This window comes from Cryptosporangium japonicum (assembly GCF_039524755.1).
Lineage (GTDB): Bacteria > Actinomycetota > Actinomycetes > Mycobacteriales > Cryptosporangiaceae > Cryptosporangium > Cryptosporangium japonicum.
This window is the reverse complement of sequence record NZ_BAAAGX010000007.1, coordinates 325579-345938: the sequence shown is the minus strand read 5'-3', so window position 1 is coordinate 345938 and position 20360 is coordinate 325579. Positions and strand designations below refer to the sequence as shown.

The following is a 20360-nucleotide window of genomic DNA, read 5'->3' as shown; positions in this document are numbered from 1 at the left end:
GCCGAGCATGCAACTCATCGACTGCCCCCACTGCGGCCCCCGCGAAGAGGTCGAGTTCTCCTACGGCGGCCAGGCCGGGGTGGCCTACCCCGCGGATCCCGCGGCTCTCGACGACGAGCAGTGGGCCCACTACGTCTTCTTCCGCGACAACCCGAAGGGCCGGTTCGCCGAGCGGTGGTACCACGCGGTCGGCTGCCGACGCTGGTTCAACGCCGTGCGCGACACCGTGACCTACCGATTCGAGGGCCGATGAGGACCACCACCGGCGGCCGGATCGACCGGAGCCGCACGCTCACGTTCACGTTCGACGGCGAGACCTACACCGGCCACCCCGGTGACACGCTCGCCTCGGCGCTGCTGGCCGCCGGCCGGCACTCGATCGCCACCAGCATCACGCTCGGCCGGCCCCGCGGTGTCACCGCCGCCTGGGCCGAGGACTCCGGCGGCCTGGTGCAGATCGAGGAGCCGTTCCCGGAGCCGATGCTGCCGGCCACCACCGTCGAGCTCTACGACGGCCTGTCGGCCCGGGGGCTCGCGGGCCGGGGCCGGCTGGCCGACGTCCCCGACTCCGCGCGGTACGACGCCAGGCACCACCACGTCGACGTCCTGGTGGTCGGCGCCGGCCCGGCCGGGCTGACCGCGGCGCTGGACGCGGCCCGCGAGGGGAAGCGCGTCGCGCTCGTCGACGAGCAGTCCGAGGCCGGGGGATCGCTGCTCGGCGAGCCGTCCCGGCCGGCGTGGGTCGGCGCGGCCGTCGCCGAGCTCGCGACGTTCCCCGACGTGCTGCACCTGCAGCGCACCACCGCGTTCGGCCGCTACGACGACGGGTTCGTGCTCGCGCTGGAACGGCGCACCGACCACCTCGGGGCGGCGGCGCCGAAGCACCTGTCGCGCCAGCGGGTCTGGCGGCTGCGCGCGAGGGCCATCGTCGTCGCGACCGGAGCGCACGAGCGTCCGATCGTGTTCGCCGACAACGACCGGCCGGGCATCATGCTGGCCGGCGCGGCACGCACGTTCCTGCACCGCTACGGCGTCCTCGCCGGCCGCGAGGTGGTGGTCTTCACCACCAACGACAGCGCGTACGACGCCGCGTTCGACCTGCACCGCGCCGGAGCGAAGGTCCGCGCGATCGTGGACGCGCGGACGGCCGTCCCGGCCCGCACCGCCGAGGCCTGCGAGAAGGCCGGAATCTGGCTGCTGACCGACTCCGTCGTCACCGGAACCCGCGGCGTGGACCGGATCACCCACGCGATGGTCGGCACCGACCCGATCCAGTGCGACCTGCTGCTGGTCAGCGGCGGCTGGAATCCGGCCGTGCACCTGTTCAGCCAGAGCCGCGGCACGCTCCGCTTCGACGAGACGCTCGGCGCGTTCGTGCCCGGCGAACCGCTCGACGGCGTCACGGTGATCGGCTCGGCCGCCGGCGAGGTCGTGCCCGCTATGACGCTGTGGCGCGTCCCGGGCCCGGCCGAGCGCCAGTTCGTCGACCTGCAGCGCGACGCCACCGTCGCGGACATCGAACACGCGGTCGGCGCCGGGCTGCGCTCGATCGAGCACGTCAAGCGCTTCACGACGATCGGCACCGCGCACGACCAGGGCAAGACGTCCGGCGTGCTCACCTCGGGCATCGTCGCCGAGCTCCTCGGCGTCCCGGTGCGCGACACCGGCACCACCACGTTCCGCCCGCCGTACACGCCGGTGGCGTTCGCGGCGCTGGCCGGGCGCGACCGCGGCCACCTGTTCGACCCCGAGCGCTACACCGCGCTGCACGACTGGCACGTCGGCGCCGGTGCGGTGTTCGAGGACGTCGGGCAGTGGAAGCGCCCGCGCTACTACCCGCGGCCGGGCGAGGACATGGAGACCGCGGTGCTGCGTGAGTGCGCCGCGGCACGCACCGGCGTCGGCCTCCTCGACGGTTCGACGCTGGGCAAGATCGACGTGCGCGGCCCGGACGCGGCCGTGCTGCTCGACCGGCTCTACACCAACCTGATGAGCACCCTGAAGCCCGGCCTGGTGCGCTACGGCGTCCTGTGCGGTGTGGACGGCATGGTGATCGACGACGGCACCGTGATGCGCCTGGCCGACGACCACTTCCTGGTGATGACGACGACCGGCGGCGCGGCCAGGATCCTCGACTGGATGGAGGAGTGGCACCAGACCGAGTGGCCCGAGCTGCGGGTGCACTGCACGTCGGTCACCGAGCACTGGGCCACGTTCCCCGTCGTCGGCCCACGGTCCCGCGACGTCGTCGGCGCGGTGTTCCCGGACGTCGACGTCAGCCGGGACGCGTTTCCGTTCATGGCGATCCGGGAGACCACGCTGGACGGGGTGCCGGTCCGGCTGGCCCGGATCAGCTTCTCCGGCGAGCTGGCCTACGAGGTGTACGTCAACTCCTGGTACGCGGTGGCGATCTGGCAGCGGCTGCTGGCCGCCGGGCAGCAGTACGGCATCACGCCGTACGGCACCGAGACGATGCACGTGCTCCGGGCCGAGAAGGGCTACCCGATCATCGGCCAGGACACCGACGGCACGGTGACGCCCCAGGACCTCGGGATGTCGTGGGTCGTGTCGAAGAAGAAGGTGGACTTCGTCGGCAAGCGCTCGTTCGCGCGGCCCGCGAACCTCGACCCGCGGCGCAAGCACCTGGTCGGCCTGCTGCCGCTGGACCGCGAGACCGTGCTGCCGGAGGGCTCGCAGATCATCGCGGAACTCACGGCGCCACCGGTGGCGATGCTCGGCCACGTCACGTCGAGCTACCGCAGTGCCGAACTGGGCCGGCCGTTCGCGCTCGCGCTGCTCAAGGGCGGGCGGGAGCGGGTCGGTGAGGTCCTGCAGGTGCCGGTGAACGGCGCCCTCGTCCCCGTCGAAGTCACCGGCCCGGTGCTGGTCGACCCGGAAGGAGCCCGCCGCGATGGCTGAGCTGCTGCGCACGCACGCCCTGGAGTCGCGCGTGGACGCGCTCGCCGCCGCCGGGGTCACGGTGGATCCCTACCTGCCGATGGCGAACGTGCGTGGCGCCCAGGCACCGGACGCGGGCATCCGGCTGGGCCCGGACGAGTGGCTCGTGCTCGGCGACGCCGGCCCGTCGGCCACCGACGTCTCGGCGCAGCGGATCACGCTGTACCTCACCGGCGACCACGCCCGGGACGTGCTGGCCAAGGGGTGCGCGATCGATCTGCACCCGGTGGCCTTCCCGGTGGGGTCGAGCGTGCAGACGCTGCTGGCTCAGGCGGTCGTGATCCTGACCGCCCTCGACGACGGGTACCGGATCATCGTGCGGTCCTCGTTCGCGGGCTACCTGGCCGACTGGCTCCTCGACGCGACGATCGAGTTCAGATGACCGCGCGGATCGCCCGTTCGAAGCCGAGCACGTGCTCGCGCGCCAGGTCGGCGGCGCGGTCGGCGTCGCTCTCGGCGATGGCGGACAGCAGCGCCACGTGCTCGGCGACGACGTTCAGATCCGTGGTCTTCAACCGGTCGAGGAAGACGCAGTGGATACGCGTCACCAGGTTGTCGTAGCGGATCAGCACGTCCTCGAGGTGCGGGTTGTTCGCCGCCCGGTAGATCGTGCGGTGCACGGAGAGATCCCAGCGCATGACCTCGGTGCGGTCGGTGCCCTCGACGTCCAGTGCTTCGGTGAGGCCGGCGAGTTCGAGGATCTCCTCGCGCGCCACCCGCGACGCCCGCTCGGCCGCCCGGCGCGCCGCCAGCGGCTCGAGCTGCACCCGGATCTCCGAGACGTGCGCGAGGTCGGCGACGTCCAGCGCGGTGGCGAACGTGCCCCGGCGGGGGAACGAGACGACCAGCCGGTCCTGCTCGAGACGCTTGAGCGCCTCCCGGACCGGGGTACGACCCATGCCGAGTTCCACCGCGAGCTCGCCGTCGTCGATCGGCTCGCCGGGCCGGATGGCCAGTAGGATCAGCCGGTCGCGCAGGGCGAAGTAGGCCTGGTCGGCCAACGACGCCGACGCCGGGGGCAATGAGATCGACGCAGCACGCATTAAACTAATATATCAAAGGCAGAAGTCATGACGATCAGTGTCTTCGACCTGTTCACAGTGGGGATCGGTCCGTCCAGTTCGCACACCGTGGGCCCGATGCGAGCGGCGTGTTCGTTCGCGTCGCGGCTGCGCGGGAACGGCACGCTGGGCCGCGTCGCGCGGGTGCGAGGCGAGCTGTTCGGTTCCCTGGGCGCCACCGGGCACGGCCACGGCAGTGTCAAGGCCGTCCTGCTGGGGCTCGAGGGCGAGCGGCCGGAACTCGTCGACCCGGCGGCCGCCGACGCCCGCGTCGAGGCCGTGCGGGAGACCGGGAAACTGACGCTGGCCGGCGAGCACCCGATCGAGTTCTCGTTCGACGACGTGGTGCTGCACCGTCGTCGGCGGCTGGACTTCCACACCAACGGCATGCTGTTCCTGGCGTTCGACGCGGCCGGCGCCGAGCTCGACCGGCGCGAGTACTACTCGGTCGGCGGCGGGTTCGTGCTCGATGAGGACGAGGCCGGACGCCCGGTGATCGTCGAGGACGCCACCGCCGTGCGCTACCCGTTCACGACCGGCCGGGAGCTGCTCGACCACACCGAGGCCACCGGCCTGCGCATCAGCGACGTCATGCTCGCCAACGAACTGTCCTGGCGCACCGAGGACGAGGTCCGCCGCGGCCTGCTGCACCTCTGGGCGGTGATGCAGGAGTGCGTCGAACGCGGCACCCACACGCCCGGGGTGCTCCCCGGCGGACTGAAGGTCAGGCGCCGGGCCGCCGCGCTGTACATCCAGCTCGACCAGCAGCGCGACCACGCCGACCCGCTGCGCGCGATGGAGTGGGTGACGCTCTACGCGCTGGCCGTCAACGAGGAGAACGCCGCCGGGGGCCGGGTGGTCACCGCCCCGACGAACGGCGCGGCGGGAATCGTCCCGGCGGTCCTGCACTACTACCGTGACTTCGTCGGGTCCTACGACGAGGACGGCGTGGTGCGCTTCCTGCTCACCGCGGCCGCGATCGGGCTGCTGTTCAAGGAGAACGCGTCGATCTCCGGCGCCGAGGTCGGCTGCCAGGGCGAGGTCGGGTCGGCCTGCTCGATGGCGGCCGGCGCGCTCGCCGAGGTGCTCGGCGGCACGCCCGCGCAGGTGGAGAACGCCGCCGAGATCGGCATCGAACACAACCTCGGGCTCACCTGCGACCCGGTCGGCGGCCTGGTGCAGATCCCGTGCATCGAGCGCAACGCGATCGGGTCGGTGAAGGCGATCACCGCCGCTCGGATGGCGGTGCGCGGCGACGGGCAGCACCACGTGACGCTCGACAAGGCGATCAAGACCATGCGCGAGACCGGCGCCGACATGAAGGACAAGTACAAGGAGACGGCCCGCGGGGGACTCGCCCTGAACGTCGTCGAGTGCTGAGCCCACCGGCACCGACGTCGTCCGCAGCGGCAGCCCCGGGCGCTGCGAGAGCGTGTCAGGAGCGGTAGAGGCCCAGCAGGGCGCGGGACGCGGCGTCGACGATCTCGTCCGCGGTCGCGTCGACAGTGCCGTCCAGCCAGGCGGTGACGAGCTCGGCCATGCCGCCGATGAACAGCAGTCCGGCCACCTCGTCCACCCGGGTGCCGAGCAGCCGCTGGGCCTCGACCGCGGACTGGTGCGCGAGGTCACGCAGCAGCTCGGTGCGGCGCTGCCGGAGCTTCGGCACGGCCACCGACTCGACGATCGCGACGCGGCCCTTGCGCGGGTCGTCGAACAGGAGCTGCACGAACGCGCGCACGGCGGCGTGCACCCGCTCGGCCGGGCCACCCTCGGCGGCCTCCGCGGCGCGCCGGCTCGTCGTCTCGATCTCCGCCGCGATGTCGTCCATCACGGCCTCGAGCAGCGCGTCGAGCCCGGTGAAGCTCTCGTAGAAGTACCGCTCGCTCAGGCCCGCCTCGGCGCAGACCGCGGTCATCGTCGTCCGCGAACCGGGGTCGGCCCAGACCGTCAGCCCGGCCGCGAGCAGCCGGGCGCGGCGCTCGGCGACCCGGTCGGCGGCACTGACCCCGCGGTAGACCCCTGCACGCACCGCCATGACCGGATCCTAGCGAGCTAATTGACAGGGAGCCCTTCCTGAATCACGCTGGGACGGCCTGGGGAGGTGAGCCAATGACGGCTGAAGCCCTGCCGATCCCGCCGTTGCGACGAGACGACCGCGGTCTGCCGTTCGTCGGGCGGGTGCTCGACTACGCCAAGGACCCGGTCGGTCTGTTCCGCCACCACTACGAGCGGTACGGCCCGGTCGCGCCCTGGTACGCGCTCGGCCGCACGTCGGTGATGCTGCTCGGCCCGGACGCGTGCGGCGAGGCGCTCCAGAACCGCGACAAGGCGTTCGCCAACGGCCCGGCCTGGTCGCAGCTGGTCGGCCCGTTCTTCCACCGCGGCCTGATGCTGCTCGACTTCGACGAGCACCGGGGGCACCGCCGGATCATGCAGGAGGCCTTCACCCGGCCCCGGCTGGAGAGCTACACGCGCCGGCTGCACCCGGCCATCGCGACCGGCCTGGCCGACTGGGGCACCGACCGGGCGTTCCCCTCGTACTGGCGGCTCAAGCAGCTCACCCTCGACATCGCCGCCGACCTGTTCATGGGCGGCGCGCAGGACACCAGCCGGGCCGAGATGGACCGGGTGAACGAGGCGTTCATCGCGTGCGTCCAGGCCGCCGCCGGCATCGTCCGCGCCGACGTGCCGTTCACCCGCTGGGGCAAGGCGTACCGGGGCCGGAAGGTGCTGGAGAAGTTCCTGCGTCACTACCTGCCGGTCAAGCGCGCCCAGCAGACCGACGACATCTTCTCGGTGCTGTGCCACATCGAGACCGAGGACGGCGACCGCTTCTCCGACGACGACGTCGTCAACCACATGATCTTCCTGATGATGGCCGCGCACGACACGTCGACGGTCACGACCTCGACGATCCTGCAGTACCTCGGGCAGTACCCGGACTGGCAGGCGCGCTGCCGGGAGGAGTCGCTCGCGCTCGGCCCGGCGCCGACGATGGCCGAGCTGGAAGGCCTGGTCTCGCTCGACCTGGTGATGAAGGAGGCGCTGCGCCTGCGGGCACCGGTGCCGGTGCTGGTCCGCTACACGGTCAAGGACACCGTCGTGCAGGGGGTGCGCATCCCGCGGGGGACGAGCGCGGCGCTGGGACTCCAGTTCACCCACCTGATGGAGGACTACTGGAGCAACCCGACGGCGTTCGACCCCGAGCGGTTCTCGCCCGAGCGCCGCGAGGACCGGTCGCACCGGTTCGCGTGGGAGCCGTTCGGCGGTGGCGTCCACAAGTGCATCGGGCTGTACTTCGCCGGGCTGGAGGTGAAGGCGATCGTGCACCGGCTGCTGCGTGAGCACCAGTGGACGGTGGACCCGGCGTACGAGCCGCCGCTGGACAACCACTCCCTCCCGTTCCCCAAAGACGGGCTGCCGATCGCGCTAGCCTAGCGAGAACTCGTTCTAGTTCTCGGAGGTGCCCGTGGACGCGGTGCCGGCGGTGGATGCGCACGCGGTGGACGCGTGGTCGGACCAGGTCGACGTGCTCGTCGTCGGGGCGGGCATGGCCGGCGTCAGCGCCGCGATCGACGCGGCCACCGCCGGAGCCCGGGTACTCGTCATCGACCGCGGCGGACGCCTGACCTGCACCAGCGCGATGGCCGGCGGGCACTTCTACCTCGGCGGCGGCACCCCGGTGCAGCAGGCCACCGGCTGGGAGGACACCCCGGAGGACATGGCCGCCTACCTGCGCGCGATGTCGCCGACCTGCGACGAGGAGAAGATCCGCCGCTACGCCGACGACAGCGTCGAGCACTTCGGCTGGCTGGAGTCGCTCGGGTTCGAGTTCGAGCGCTCGTACTACCCGCACAAGGCCGTGGTGCAGCCCGGTACGCAGGGGCTGATGTTCACCGGCAACGAGAAGTGCTGGCCGTTCGACGAGATCGCGCGGCCGGCGCCCCGGGGCCACAAACCGCCGTTCCCCGGCGACATGGGCGGCGGCGGCTTCGTCGTCGAACTGGCCCTGAAGCGGCTCGACGCGCTGGGCGTGGAGGTCCGGTACGACACCGGGGCGACCGGGCTGGTGGTCGACGGTGACGTGGCCGACGGGGGCGCGGTCGTCGGCGCCACCTGGCGGCGGTTCGACGAGGTAGGCGCGGTCCGGGCGCGCAGCGTCGTGCTCGCGGCCGGTGGGTTCGTGCTCAACCCTGAGATGGTCGAGGCCTACGCGCCCCGGCTCGGCGCGCTGTTCGCCCGCGGCATGGCGCTGGGCAACACCCACGACGACGGGCTGGGCATCCGGCTCGGCGAGTCGGTGGGCGGCGTGGCCGACCACATGGAGGGCGCGTTCTTCACCGCGCCGTTCTACCCGCCCGAGGGGAACGCACGTGGCATCGTCGTCAACCGCGAGGGCCGGCGGTTCGTGAACGAGGCCGCCTACCATTCGCGGGTCGCCGCCTACGTGTTCGACCAGCCCGGTCAGGCCGCCTACCTGATCCTCGACTCGGCGACGATGGAACGGCCGGCCTATGGCTTCCAGCCGCTGATCGACGGTTGGGAGACGATCCCGGAGATGGAGGTGGGGCTGGGCGTCCCCCCGGGTTCGCTGGTGGAGACCCTGGGCGCCTACAACGCGGCCGCTCCGCACGATCCTGAGTTCCACAAGGCGCCGGAGTACGTCGTCCCGCTCGACCAGGGCCCCTGGGGTGCCTACGACCTCACGCCCGGCGCCTGCTTCTACTCCGGGTTCAGCTGCGGCGGCCTGCGGGTGACGCCGGACGGCGAGCTGCTGCGGGCCGACGGCTCGGTGGTGGCCGGCGCCTACGCGGCCGGCGCGTGCGCGTCGAACATCGCGGTCGACGGCCGCGGGTACGCCTCGGGCACGCAGCTGGGGGAGGCGTCGTACTTCGGCCGGCGCGCCGGACGTCACGCCGCCCTTGGCTGCGCGTGAGAACACGTTCTATTTCGGGGCGGTGCTGGACTTCGGCTCCCGGCTTCGTACCGGAGCGGTGAGCTCGCCGAGGAACAGCTGCGCGAGATCGTGGTCTTCCTCAGCCACTACGTAGGCCGGCCCGCCGGTGCCGAGCTGAACACGCTGGTCGAGCAGTTGATCACGGATCACAGAGGCCGAACGACGAGGGCGCTGGCTGAACGCCGCCGCCGCAGGCTGAACACCGTGGCCGTGAACTTCGCGGCCGGTCACAGGCTGAACTTCGTGGCCGGTCACAGGCTGAACTTCGTGGCCGGTCACAGGCTGAACTTCGTGGCCGGTCGCTGGCTGAACACCGCCGCCGCAGGCTGAACACCATGGCCGCCGGCGCCAGGAGGGCCGCCGCCGGGCGTGGGACGGCGCACCCGGTCACCGCGCGACAGCAGTTGGCGGCCCGTCCTGTTCCCGAGCCGGCGTTGCCCGCCCCGCTTCGATCCGGTGCTGCCCGCCCCGCCTTCGATCCGGTGCTGCCCGCCGCGCTCGCCTCGGTTGGAGCGCTCAGGGGTAGCGGCCGGGGGACCAAGTGGCCAGGGGCTCCGCGAGCCGGCTCATGCCGCTGAACGCGAACGGGTGTGACCGCGCCGCCGACCAGTGTCGTCAGCGTGCCCGCAGTGGTGCGCAGCAGCACTCCGGCGCTCAAACGCCAGCGCCCCGACGCCGCCGAGGCACAGCGCATTGCCGACCGCCGGGTGGAGACACGCGGCGCAGTGCAGCGGCGCGATGCGGCCGAGCAGGCGCAGGGCGGCCGAGCAGATCCAGGGCGGCCGAGCAGATCCAGGGCGGCCGAGAAGGCCCAGGGTGGCCGAGTAGACCCAGGGTGGCCGAGTAGACCCAGAGTGGCCGAGCAGACCCAGGGTGGCCGCACCGACGCCTGGGTCGAACCCGAGGACGTGAGTCCGGCCGCGGCGGCTTTCGCTGCGATCAGCCGGCCGCGCCGAGCGACGGTGGCGAGCACCCTGCCGGTCCTGTGCTCGATGGTGAGGCTGAAGAGCGCGACCGCCGCCGCTCCCGGCCGAGCAGGACACCGCTGAACGCCGGGCGGGTCAGGCCACCCCGGCGAGGACGGTCCCGCAATCGCCGCGGCGGCCCGACCGGGCCGACCACGCGCGCTGCGCCGGCGACCAGGGTGAGCGCCCCCAAATCATGCTCCGCTGCCGGCCCGGCGAGACGTCGGTCGAGATCCACGACGAGGCAGCCGGAGGTGCGGCGGCATCGCCGGGGCACGGGACCCGTGAACAGGCCGCGGTCTCCGGCGGCACGGTGGAGGCCGATCCGGCCCCGCGTCGGGGCCTCCGGGCATCCCCACTGGCGAGCCCCTCCTCGCGCTGCGCATCACCCGCCGAGTTCACGCCCCGCTCCGAACGGCGCGGCCCGCCCGCTCCCCACCAGCACTGCTCGCCGCGCTCCTGAGCCGACGCGGTCCGCTCCGTCTCCGGGTCGACGCAATGCGCTCCCGACCAGCACTGCTCGCTGCGCTCCTGAGCCGGCGCGGTCCGCCCCTGAGCTGGCACGGTACGGTCCGCCCCGGAACTGGCGCGGTCCGCCCCGGAACTGGCGCGGTCCGCCCCGGAACTGGCGCGGTCCGCCCCGGAACCGGCGCGGTCCGCCCCGGAACCGACGCGGTCCGCCCCGGAACCGACGCCGTCCGCCCCGGAACCGACGCCGTCCGCCCCGGAACCGACGCCGTCCGCTCCGCCGCTGAACCGTGCCGGCCGCCGCGCTCGCCCCGCTAGAGCGTCCAGCGATAACGGCTGGTGGGTACCAGGTCCAGGCCCTGGTCGGCGCCGAAACGCGCGCAACTGGCCAGCAGCTCCGCGGTGCGCCGGCGCAGCTCCGTGTCGTCGCCGCGGCTGCCGTAGAACGCGTGCGGGTCGGTCAGCGCGGCCATCGGGAAGTGTTCCTCGACGATCGCCGCGACCGGCGGTGAGGTGGGCGTCAGCGCCTCCTCGACCACGTTCTGGACGTAGGCCACCGTGCCCTGCGTCCGGATCGCGATCGGCGTGTGGTGCACCAGCCAGTACTCCAGATACTGCTCCCGCGTCATCGACGCCGGCCGGCGCAGCAACGCCACCTGCGCGAACACGTCGGCGCGCTCCCCGTCCGGCACCGGCGCGGGATCGAGCCGCACCCGCTCGCTCACCCGATACGCGTGCGGCTCCGCCTCACCGGCGGCGGCCGCCACGGTGGCGACGACGGCCCCCGGATCCCCGCCGGTCCACGCGGTGACGAGCGCGGTGACCGGCGCGCCGGGCCCGAACCGCAACGCCGCCGCGACCGGCCCGTCGTCGACGTTGACCTGCAGCGCGGTGACCCCGACCGCTCCGAGCGCCCCGCGCAGGGAGGGTGCCACCAGGGACTTCCCGGGATTCGGACGGTGTACCGCGACGATGATCTTCCGCATCCCGCCAGAATAGAACCTGTTCTAGCGCCCGGAGCGTTGACTTCGAGCGCGCTCTAAGTCGTAGCGTCGGGTCCATGATCGAACTCGGACTGCACATCGCTGACTTCACCTGGGACTCCGGCCCGGCGCAGCTCCGTCGCGCGCTCGCCGAGCACGTGCGGGAGGCCGAGGCCGCCGGCGTCACGCGGATCACGGTCATGGACCACTTCTGGCAGATCCAGGGTGTCGGGCCGGCCGAGCACGAGATGCTCGAGGCGTACACCACGCTCGGGTTCCTCGCCGCGCACACCGAGAAGGCGCGGCTCTCGACGCTGGTCACCGGCGTCATCTACCGCGAGCCCGCGTTGCTGGCCAAGCAGATCTCGACGCTCGACGTGCTCACCGGCGGGCGCGCCGGGCTGGGGATCGGCGCCGCCTGGAACGAGGACGAGTCGCGCGGCCTCGGGTTCGCGTTCCCGTCGGTGAAGGAGCGGTTCGAGCGGCTCGAGGAGGCGCTGCGGATCTGCCTGCAGATGTGGTCGGACTCCGAGGAGCCGTTCGACGGCACCTACTACCAGCTCGGACGCACGCTCAACTCGCCGCAGAACCTGCAGTCGCGCCCGCCGATCATGATCGGCGGTGGGGGCGAGAAGCGGACGTTGCGGCTGGTCGCCCAGTACGCCGACCAATGCAACATCGCCGGTGACGCCGAGACCGTCACGCACAAGCTCGACGTGCTGCGCCGGCACTGCGACGACGTGGGTCGCGACTACGACACGATCGAGAAGACCACGATCCTCGGCGTCGACCCGAGTACCACCGCCGACGACGTCGTGCGCCACGCCAGCGCGATGCGCGACCTCGGCTTCACCGCCGAGTACGTCTACGCCCACGACATCACCGACCGCGCGTCGATCATCGACCTCCTCGCCACCGCGGTCCCGAAACTCGCCTGACCCGGGCCCCTCCGATGTCCCGTTCCGCTGCCGATGGGAGCGGACGACGGCCACCGGAGGGACGGGACATGACTCAGCGGGCGCCGGGCCGCGGCACCACCCGGTCGCGGACGGCTCTCCTGCTGGGCGCCGGCGGCCTGGTGCTCGGCGCCGTCTACCTCGGGAGCTGGTACCTGGGCGTGGCGCCGCTGCCCGCGGGTGTGGCGGCGCTCGTCGTCGGTGTGGCGGCGCTCGGCGGCGTCGGGCTCGGAGCGGTCGCGCTCCGGGACTGCGAACGCCACCGGCGGCCGGGGTCGGGTGCGGCACTGGCCGCGGTGGTGTCGGGGGCGCTCGCGCTGCCGTTCGCAGTGGTCGCCGCGGTGCTGGCGGCCAGTCCGGTGATCGGTGTCGCGGTCGTGCGCTGAGCGGACCGTCAGGCGCGGTGGTGGGCGGCGAGATGCCGCCGGAGGACGTCGTCGCCGAAGTCGCGTTCCGGGTCGCGCCAGACCGTGTGGATGTGGTTGACGTCGCGCTGGGTGTTGTCGTACTCGGCGAGCAGGCGGGGGCCCTGCAGGCGGTAGTAGTGCGGCTGGCCGGGTTCGGTGCCGCCGGCCCACGCGAAGTGCACCGTGTTCAGCCGGTCACCGGCGAACTTGGCCGCTTCCCGCTCGGCCAGCTCGGCCGGGATGCGGTCGAGGAACACGCCCAGCACGGCGCGCAGCGCCTCCCGCTGCGACTCCGACAACACCACCGCGGGCACACCCTTGGCGAACGGGGTGAGGCTGAGCGGATCGGCGCCGGCGAAGCGCACCCGCGGCTGGTTGCGGCTGACGATGTCGTCCGGCGCCACGGTGGTGAGCAGCGCGTGCGCGAACTGCTCCTCGTCGAGCGAGCGCACGAGGTCGCGGGCGAGGTCCTCGGCCGCGCCGAGCGGGCGTAACCGGTGCCCCCCGAGCAGCGGCGCGTCGGCCGGGTCGGCCCCGAGGAAACACGGCGAGCTGGCCCGCACCGCGCCGTCGACGATCAGGTGGTGGATCGACACGTGGTGGCCGCCGAAGCGCCACGACCACGGCCCCGACCCACCCGGCTCGCCGAACACGCGCACCCAGTACCGCTGCGGGTCGCGCCGGCGCGACGAGCCCCGCGCGACCTGCCACCCCTCGACGCGGTCGAGCAGGTTCTCCAGGCTGATGATCGTCGACGCGGTCACGTACCCGGCCTCGGACAGACCGGTGGCGAGCAACCGCATCGCCAGGCTCTGCTGCGCCGCGCTCATCCGGCCGAGCGGCAGCCCACCGTGGTCCACCGGCGTGTAGTACCACCGGTGGCGGTCCTCCTCGGAGGGCCACGGCAGCACCGCCTCGGCCCGTTGCGCGTCGTCGAGCGAACCGAGCCAGTCCTTCGCGGCGATCACCATGCGTTGCACGGTCACCTATTCTGCGCGAGACCCACCGGCCAATCCACATCGTGTACCCCGGCCAGCACGGCACGCACCTCGCTGAGCAACTGCTCGTCGAGCGGCCCGGCGGCCGACCGGACGTTCCGGCGCACCGACTCCGGGTCGGCGGCGCCGACGATCGTCGAGGTCACGCCGGGCAACCGCACCGCGAAACGCAGCGCCAGTTCGACGATCGTCGAGCCCCGGGCCCGGCAGTGCGCGGCGGCCTCGGCGCAGGCGGCACGCACCGCCGCCGGGGCCGGGTGCCAGTCCGGCGGCCCGGCGTCGGTGAGCAGCCCCATGCTCAACGGCGACGCGTTCAGCACCTCGACGCCACGCTCGGCGAAGAACGGCAGGCGCTCGCCGAGCGTCGAATTCTGCAGGGTGTAGTGGCAGTAGGAGAGCACCGTGTCGACGGGCACGCGCCCGGCGACCGAGACCAGCGCGGCCAGCGGGTACCCGGTGATGCCGACCGCGCCCACCAGTCCTTTCTCCTGCAGGCCGCGCAACGCGGGCACGGTCTCCTCGACGATCTGCTCGAGGTTGCCGAACTCGATGTCGTGGCACTGGATCACCTCGACGTGGTCGGTGCGCAACCGCCGCAGGCTCTCCTCGACGCTGCGCACGACCCGCGCGGCGCTGAAGTCGAACTCGTCGACGTCGTAGCGCCCGACCTTGGTGGCCAGCCGGTAGGAGTCCCGGGGAACCCCGCGCAGCGCCTCGCCGAGCACCGACTCGGAGGTGGTGCGGCCGTAGTACGGCGAGGTGTCGATGAGCGTGATGCCCTCGTCGAGGGCGGCGCGGACGGTGGCGCGCGCGACCCCGGGGTCGATCGGTCCGTACTCACCTCCCAGCGCGGCCGCGCCCAGCGCGAGCGCGCTCATTCCTGGGCCCGGCCGCTGGTGATGCGCGAGATGATCAGCGCGCAGAGGATGATCGCGCCGTTGAGCGCGGCGATCCACTGGGCCGGCACGCCCGCGAGCGTCAGCACGTTCTGGATGACGTAGAGCAGCAGGATGCCGGTGAACGCGCCGAACACCGTGCCCTTGCCGCCGTTGAGGCTGACGCCGCCGATCACCGCGGCGGCGAAGACCGTGAAGATCGCGCCGTTGCCCTGCGCCGCGGCCACCGAGGCCAGCCGGCCGGACAGCATGAGCCCGCCCAGGGCGGCCAGCACGCTGGCCAGGACCAGCACGATCCAGAGAACGCGGTCGGTGCGGATACCGGCGGCGCGGGCCGCGTCGGGGTTGCCGCCGATCGCGTAGAGCGAGCGCCCGGCGCGGGTGTAGCCGAGCGCGGCGATGCCGACCGCGAACAACGCGAAACAGACGTAGACGCTCACCGGGACACCGAGCCAGACGGTGGAACCGAGGTACATCATCGACGGCGGCAGCCCGAAGAACGTCTGGCCGCCGGAGATGCCGGTGAGCAGACCGCGCAGCACGATCAGCATACCGAGCGTCACGACGAAGCCGTGCAGCCGGAACCGGACGATCAGCAACCCGTTGATCAGGCCGATCACCGCACCGGCGGCGAGCGTGATCGGCACCCCGGCCCAGCCGGGCACCGCGCCGAGACCATGGGTGACGCCGGGCTCGACGACCAGCCAGGCGGCCAGGCCCGGGGCGAGGCCGAACGTCGACTCCAGCGACAGGTCCATCTTGCCGGCGATCAGCACCAGGGTCTGGGCCAGCACGAGCAGCCCGATCTCGGCCATCGTCTGCAGGATGTTGACCAGGTTGGTGGAGCTGAGGAAGACCGGGTTCACGAAGTAGCCCACGATCGCGATCACGATGATCGCGGGCACCAGCGCGAGGTCACGCAGCCGGGCGAGCTGCAGCCGGCGGGTGGCGCCGCCGGGCGCGCTCGGGGCGGCCACGGGAGCCGAGGTGGACGTGTCACTCGTCATCGAGGCCTAGCCCTTCCATCGCGGCGACCAGGTCGTGGTCGCTCCAGTCGCTGCCGAACTCGGCCACCTGCCGGCCCTGGAACAGGACCAGCACGCGGTCGCAGGTGCGCAGGTCGTCGAGTTCGTCGGACGCGACGAGCACCCCCGCGCCGCCCTCGCGCACCCGGTCGACGACACCGAGCAGCGTCTCCTTCGAACGGACGTCGACGCCGGCCGTCGGCTGGATCAGCACCAGCAGCGTCGGGTCGTTGGCCAGCGCCCGGCCCATCACCACCTTCTGCTGGTTGCCGCCGGAGAGCGCGGAGACCGGCAGCTCGGGGCCCGGGGTCTTGACCGCGAGATCCTCGATGAGCGCGGCGGCGACCCGGTCGCGCCGCGTGCGGGAGATCGTCCCGAACCGGCCGAGGCGGCGGGGGATCGTCATCGTGAGGTTCTCGGCGATCGACAGGTCGGGCACGAAGCCCTCGGTGTGCCGGTCCTGGGGAACGAGGCCGACACCGGCGGCGAGCGAGGCCGGCACGCTGCCCGGCTTGAGCGGGCGGCCCGACACCTCGATCGTGCCGGCCGCGGCGCGCCGGAGCCCGACCACGGTCTCGGCGATCTCCCGTTTGCCGCTGCCGCCGCCCCCGGCGAGACCGACGACCTCACCGGCCCGGACGGTGAACGAGACGCCGTCGAGGTCGCGGACCGCCAGCACGGCCGGGGTGTCCTCGGGCAGCGGAGGGCGCGACGGCCGCTCGGTGAGCGACGTCGCGTCGCCGGTCATCGCCGCGACCAGGTCGGCCGGCGCCACCTCCGAGACCTTCGCGGTGACGATGTGCTGCGCGTCGCGGAACACCGTCACCTCGTCGCAGACCCGGTAGATCTCCTCCAGGTGGTGGCTGATGAACAGGAACGTGATGCCGCGCTGCTGCAGGCCGCGCATGCGGTCGAACAGCCGGTTGATCGCCGGGCCGTCCAGCTGCGCGGTCGGCTCGTCCAGGATGATGAACCGGGCGTCGTAGGAGAGCGCCCGCGCGATCTCGACGAGCTGGCGCTGCTCGACCGTGAGCTCGCCGGCCGGCCGGGTCACGTCGACGTCGACGTCCCAGGTGGCGAGCAGCTCGGCGGCGTCGCGGCGCAGCGCCGGCCAGCGGATCAGGCGGCCCGGCTGCCGGTTGAGGAACAGGTTCTCCGCGACCGTCAGCGTCGGGATGATCGTCGACTTCTGGTAGACGCAGGCGACGCGCTGCCGCCACGCGTCCCGGTCGGCCAGCGCCGGGGCGGGCTCACCCGAGAACCGCACCGTTCCGGAGTCCGGGGCCTGGAGCCCGGTCAGGATGCTGACCAGCGTCGACTTGCCGGCGCCGTTGCGGCCCACCAGGGCATGCGTGGCGCCGGCCCGCACGACGAGCCCGGCGTCACGGAGCGCCACGGTGGTGCCGTAGCGCTTCGTGATCCCGGCGGCCTCAACTAACACTGTTGCCCCAGAGCGTCTTGTCGTCGAACTTCAGCGTCTTCTCGCCCGCGATCGTGGCGCCGTCGCGGGTCACCAGCGGCGCGGCCAGCTGGTCCTCGAGCACCCCGTCGCGGACCTTGATGATCGTGCTGTCGTGGTCGGTCGGGCCGGGCTGGAACGTCTTGCCGGCGATCGCCTGCTGCACGTAGTAGAGGCCGTACTTCGCGTACAGGTCGGCCGGCTGGGAGACCGTGGCGTCGATCTGACCGGCCTCGATGTCCTTGAGCTCCTCGGGGATGCCGTCGTTGGAGACGATGAAGACGTGCTTGGGGTCCTCCGGGGCCACCAGCAGGTTGCGTTGCTTGAGCACCTGGAGCGTGCCGGAGAGCGCGAAGCTCGCCTGCATGTAGATGCCCTTGATGTCGGGGTGCGCGGCCAGCCGCGTCTGGAGCTGGTTGGCCGCGGTGGCACCGTCCCACTTCGACGGTTCGGCGAACACCGTGATGCCGGGGAAGTTCTTCTTCATGCACTCGTCGAAGGCCTCGGTGCGGTCCCGGCCGTTGATCGAGGCCACGTCACCCATCAGCTCGACGACCTTGCCCTTGCCCTGCAGCTTCGTGCCGAGGAACTGGCAGGCCTTCTCGCCGTAGGCGCGGTTGTCGGCGCGCACGACCATGAACACGTTGCCGGTGTCGGGCCGGGTGTCGATCGTGACGACCGGGATCTCCTTCGACTCCAGCTGCTGGAGCGTCGGGGCCACGGCCGCGGTGTCCTGCGGGGCCATCACGATGCCCTTGGCGCCCTGACTGAGCAGCGTCTGGACGTTCGCGGTGAGCTTCGCGACGTCGTTCTCCGAGTTGGTGGTCTTGAGATTCTTGATGCCCAGCTTCGACGCTTCCTGCGGGCTGTAGCGCACGTAGGCGTTCCAGAAGTCGGTGTCCGATCGGGGGTAGTCCGAGCCGATGACGGGATCGGTGCTCGTTCCGCCGCCCGCGGAGTTGCAAGCGGCGAGCACGGTCGCGGCGGCGGCGACGGCTAAGAGACGAAGCATTCGCACGGGTGACTCCTTCGTCGGGTGCGATCAGGTCCAGGCGGGGCCATCGGGATAGGTGAACTGGGTGAGCGAGGACTCGAGGATGCGGGCGCCGATGCCGGGAGCACGCGGGGCGACGTAGCGCCCGCCGCGGATCTCCACCGGATCGACGAAGTGCTGGTGCAGGTGGTCGACGTACTCGATCATCCGGTCGTCCTGGGTGCCGCTGACCGCCACGAAGTCGAACATCGCGAGGTGCTGCACCATCTCGCAGAGCCCGACGCCACCGGCGTGCGGGCACACCGGCACGCCGAACTTCGCGGCCAGCAGGAGGATCGCGACGTTGTCGTTGATGCCGCCGACCCGGGTCGCGTCGATCTGGACGACGTCGACGGCGCCGGCCTGGAGCAGCTGCTTGAACAGCACCGGGTTGGCACCGTGCTCGCCGGTGGCCACCCGGATCGGGTGGACGGCCTCGCGGATGCGGGCGTGGCCGAGGACGTCGTCGGGGAACGTGGGCTCTTCGATCCAGTAGGGACGGTACGGCGCGAGCTCGGCCATCCACTCGATCGCCTCGCCGACGCCCCACACCTGGTTGGCGTCGACGGCGATCGGCAGGTCGGGCCCCACGGCGTCGCGGGCGATGCTCAGGCGCCGCCGGTCGGCCTCCCGGTCGCCGCCGACCTTGAGCTTGATCATCGCGAACCCGTCGGCGACGGCCTCCTTGGAGAGGCGGGCGAGCTTCTCGTCGTCGTAGCCGAGCCAGCCCGGGGTGGTGGTGTAGGCGGGGTAGCCGTCGCGGAGGAGCCGGGCCGCGCGTTCCTCCCGGCCGGGCCGGGCCAGGATCGCCAGCGCCTCCTCCTCGGTCAGCGCGTCGCGCAGGTAGCGGAAGTCGACCAGCCGGACGAGCTCGGCGGGGGAGAGGTCCGCGAGCAGCTGCCAGAGCGGCTTGCCCGCGCGCCGGGCCCGCAGGTCCCAGGCCGCGTTGACCAGGGCGCCGGCCGCCATGCCGATCACGCCCTTGTCGGGGCCGAGCCAGCGGAACTGGCTGTCGCCGGCGAGCCGGCGCGAGAACCCGCCGAGGTCGGCCAGGACGTCGTCCACCTCGAGCCCGATCACCAGCGACGCGAGCGCGCGGATCGCCGCGACCTCCACGTCGTTGCCCCGGCCGACGGTGAAGACGAGCGAGTGGCCCTCCTCGCCGTCGCTGGTCCGCAGCACCACGTACGCGGCCGAGTAGTCGGGGAACGGGTTCATCGCGTCGGAGCCGTCGAGGAAGCGGGACGTGGGGAAGCGCACGTCGTGCGCGTCCACCTCGGTGAACGTGGCTGTCACAGGCAATCCTCCGAGCGATTTCTGGAAACACGGCCTTTGGTGCGTGACCGGCCTCTCAGGTAGCGGCGAGCCATCCGAGGTTTACACCATCGCTCGGAGCGATGGAACTGTTTCGCGCCGTTCTTTTGCTCTAGGTTGGTCGACGACGGTTGAACCCTGGGATGTTTGGAGGTGGGGGAGCTGTCGCTGACCGACGACGCGATCACCCGGATCCGCGGGCTGATCCAGTCCGGCGACCTCGCGCCGGGTAGCCGGTTGCCGCCGGAGAACCAGCTCGCGGCCGAGCTGGGCATCTCACGCAACTCGATGCGCGAAGCGGTGAAGGCGCTGCAGTTCGCGCGGGTGCTCGACGCGCGCCCCGGGGACGGCACGTACGTCACCAGCCTGGCGCCGGACCTGCTGCTGGCCGGGCTGGGCTCGGCCGTGGACCTGCTGCGTGACGACACGCTGCTGGAGGTCATGGAGATCCGGTCGATGCTCGAGCCGGCCGCGACGTCCGCGGCCGCGCTGCGCATCACCCCGGACCAGCTCGCCGAGCTGGAGTTCCTCCTCGGGCGGATGCGCGCGGCGGCGTCCGACGCCGAAGAACTCGTGCGTCACGACATGGACTTCCACCGGACCGTGGTCGCGGCCACCGGCAACCAGTCGCTGACGTCGGTGCTCGACGGGTTGTCGGGGCGCACCGCGCGGGCGCGGGTGTGGCGCGGGCTGCTGAGCGCGGACGCGGCCGCGAACACGCTCGCCGAGCACCAGGCGATCTACGACGCGCTGGCCAGCGGCGACCCCGAGCTGGCCAGAGCGGCGGCGCTGCTGCACGTGAGCTCGTCGGCCCGCTGGCTGCGCCACACGCTCGCCGAGGGCCGCTGATCGCTCAGGCGCCGCCGAGCACCGATTCGCC

Annotated in this window: 19 protein-coding genes; 10 read left to right on the top strand and 9 right to left on the bottom strand. The window is 72.3% G+C overall.

Features of this window, described 5'->3' with window-relative positions:
- Positions 1 to 7 precede the first annotated feature (7 nt).
- Genes ABD437_RS10070 through ABD437_RS10060 form a run of 3 tightly spaced genes read left to right on the top strand, consistent with a single transcriptional unit; the run spans position 8 to position 3340 of the window.
- On the top strand, positions 8 to 253 hold the full coding sequence (locus ABD437_RS10070) for a sarcosine oxidase subunit delta (RefSeq protein WP_344648498.1): 246 nt from the start codon (positions 8 to 10) through the stop codon (positions 251 to 253).
- Complete coding sequence (locus ABD437_RS10065; protein ID WP_344648562.1) at positions 238 to 2919, top strand: FAD-dependent oxidoreductase; 2682 nt, start codon at positions 238 to 240, stop codon at positions 2917 to 2919. The genes ABD437_RS10070 and ABD437_RS10065 overlap by 16 nt, the downstream gene beginning before the upstream one ends.
- The gene (locus ABD437_RS10060; protein WP_344648497.1) at positions 2912 to 3340 is read left to right on the top strand and encodes a sarcosine oxidase subunit gamma; all 429 of its coding nucleotides are present in this window, start codon (positions 2912 to 2914) and stop codon (positions 3338 to 3340) included. Before ABD437_RS10065 ends, ABD437_RS10060 begins: the two co-directional genes overlap by 8 nt.
- Here ABD437_RS10060 and ABD437_RS10055 read toward each other — a convergent pair.
- Positions 3333 to 4001, bottom strand: coding sequence for a GntR family transcriptional regulator (locus tag ABD437_RS10055; RefSeq protein WP_344648496.1), 669 nt, complete (start codon positions 3999 to 4001; stop codon positions 3333 to 3335). The two genes, ABD437_RS10060 and ABD437_RS10055, sit on opposite strands and share 8 nt — an antisense overlap.
- 27 nt (positions 4002 to 4028) lie before the next feature.
- Here ABD437_RS10055 and ABD437_RS10050 point away from each other — a divergent pair, with 27 nt between their 5' ends.
- On the top strand, positions 4029 to 5399 hold the full coding sequence (locus ABD437_RS10050) for an L-serine ammonia-lyase (RefSeq protein ID WP_344648495.1): 1371 nt from the start codon (positions 4029 to 4031) through the stop codon (positions 5397 to 5399).
- Between the two features lie 55 nt (positions 5400 to 5454).
- Here the strand turns inward: ABD437_RS10050 and ABD437_RS10045 are convergent, their stop codons facing one another.
- The gene (locus tag ABD437_RS10045; protein ID WP_344648494.1) at positions 5455 to 6054 is read right to left on the bottom strand and encodes a TetR/AcrR family transcriptional regulator; all 600 of its coding nucleotides are present in this window, start codon (positions 6052 to 6054) and stop codon (positions 5455 to 5457) included.
- Between the two features lie 74 nt (positions 6055 to 6128).
- On the opposite strand from ABD437_RS10045, the gene ABD437_RS10040 reads away from it, so the two are divergent.
- The 3 genes from ABD437_RS10040 to ABD437_RS10030 all read left to right on the top strand — a co-directional run bounded on the left by ABD437_RS10040 (position 6129) and on the right by ABD437_RS10030 (position 9306).
- Entirely contained in the window at positions 6129 to 7457 is a 1329-nt protein-coding gene (locus ABD437_RS10040) for a cytochrome P450 (protein ID WP_344648493.1), read from the top strand.
- 25 nt (positions 7458 to 7482) lie between these two features.
- Positions 7483 to 8955 (top strand): FAD-binding protein, encoded by a 1473-nt coding sequence (locus ABD437_RS10035; RefSeq protein ID WP_425558128.1) that lies wholly within the window; start codon positions 7483 to 7485, stop codon positions 8953 to 8955.
- A 90-nt stretch (positions 8956 to 9045) separates the two neighbouring features.
- Positions 9046 to 9306, top strand: a complete 261-nt coding sequence (locus ABD437_RS10030) for a hypothetical protein (protein WP_344648491.1) — start codon at positions 9046 to 9048, stop codon at positions 9304 to 9306.
- Between the two features lie 1417 nt (positions 9307 to 10723).
- Here ABD437_RS10030 and ABD437_RS10025 read toward each other — a convergent pair.
- Complete coding sequence (locus ABD437_RS10025) at positions 10724 to 11395, bottom strand: EthD domain-containing protein (protein WP_344648490.1); 672 nt, start codon at positions 11393 to 11395, stop codon at positions 10724 to 10726.
- 77 nt (positions 11396 to 11472) lie between these two features.
- Between ABD437_RS10025 and ABD437_RS10020 the strand changes: the two genes are divergently transcribed.
- Positions 11473 to 12330: an LLM class F420-dependent oxidoreductase gene (locus ABD437_RS10020; RefSeq protein WP_344648561.1), complete on the top strand. Its 858-nt coding sequence runs from the start codon at positions 11473 to 11475 to the stop codon at positions 12328 to 12330.
- 68 nt (positions 12331 to 12398) lie between these two features.
- The gene (locus ABD437_RS10015) at positions 12399 to 12734 is read left to right on the top strand and encodes a hypothetical protein (protein WP_344648489.1); all 336 of its coding nucleotides are present in this window, start codon (positions 12399 to 12401) and stop codon (positions 12732 to 12734) included.
- 8 nt (positions 12735 to 12742) lie between these two features.
- On the opposite strand, the gene ABD437_RS10010 is transcribed toward ABD437_RS10015, so the two are convergent.
- Genes ABD437_RS10010 through ABD437_RS09985 form a run of 6 tightly spaced genes read right to left on the bottom strand, consistent with a single transcriptional unit; the run spans position 12743 to position 19462 of the window.
- A complete protein-coding gene (locus ABD437_RS10010; protein WP_344648488.1) occupies positions 12743 to 13726 on the bottom strand; it encodes a DUF3500 domain-containing protein in 984 nt (327 codons plus the stop codon).
- 11 nt (positions 13727 to 13737) lie between these two features.
- On the bottom strand, positions 13738 to 14631 hold the full coding sequence (locus ABD437_RS10005; protein ID WP_344648487.1) for an aldo/keto reductase: 894 nt from the start codon (positions 14629 to 14631) through the stop codon (positions 13738 to 13740).
- Positions 14628 to 15656, bottom strand: a complete 1029-nt coding sequence (locus ABD437_RS10000) for an ABC transporter permease (protein WP_344648486.1) — start codon at positions 15654 to 15656, stop codon at positions 14628 to 14630. Before ABD437_RS10000 ends, ABD437_RS10005 begins: the two co-directional genes overlap by 4 nt.
- A complete protein-coding gene (locus ABD437_RS09995) occupies positions 15646 to 17115 on the bottom strand; it encodes a sugar ABC transporter ATP-binding protein (RefSeq protein WP_344648485.1) in 1470 nt (489 codons plus the stop codon). Before ABD437_RS09995 ends, ABD437_RS10000 begins: the two co-directional genes overlap by 11 nt.
- On the bottom strand, positions 17105 to 18145 hold the full coding sequence (locus ABD437_RS09990) for a sugar ABC transporter substrate-binding protein (RefSeq protein ID WP_344648560.1): 1041 nt from the start codon (positions 18143 to 18145) through the stop codon (positions 17105 to 17107). The genes ABD437_RS09995 and ABD437_RS09990 overlap by 11 nt, the downstream gene beginning before the upstream one ends.
- Before the next feature lie 30 nt (positions 18146 to 18175).
- A complete protein-coding gene (locus ABD437_RS09985; RefSeq protein WP_344648484.1) occupies positions 18176 to 19462 on the bottom strand; it encodes an enolase C-terminal domain-like protein in 1287 nt (428 codons plus the stop codon).
- A 180-nt stretch (positions 19463 to 19642) separates the two neighbouring features.
- Between ABD437_RS09985 and ABD437_RS09980 the strand changes: the two genes are divergently transcribed.
- Positions 19643 to 20329: a FadR/GntR family transcriptional regulator gene (locus ABD437_RS09980; RefSeq protein ID WP_344648559.1), complete on the top strand. Its 687-nt coding sequence runs from the start codon at positions 19643 to 19645 to the stop codon at positions 20327 to 20329.
- Positions 20330 to 20360: the final 31 nt, after the last annotated feature.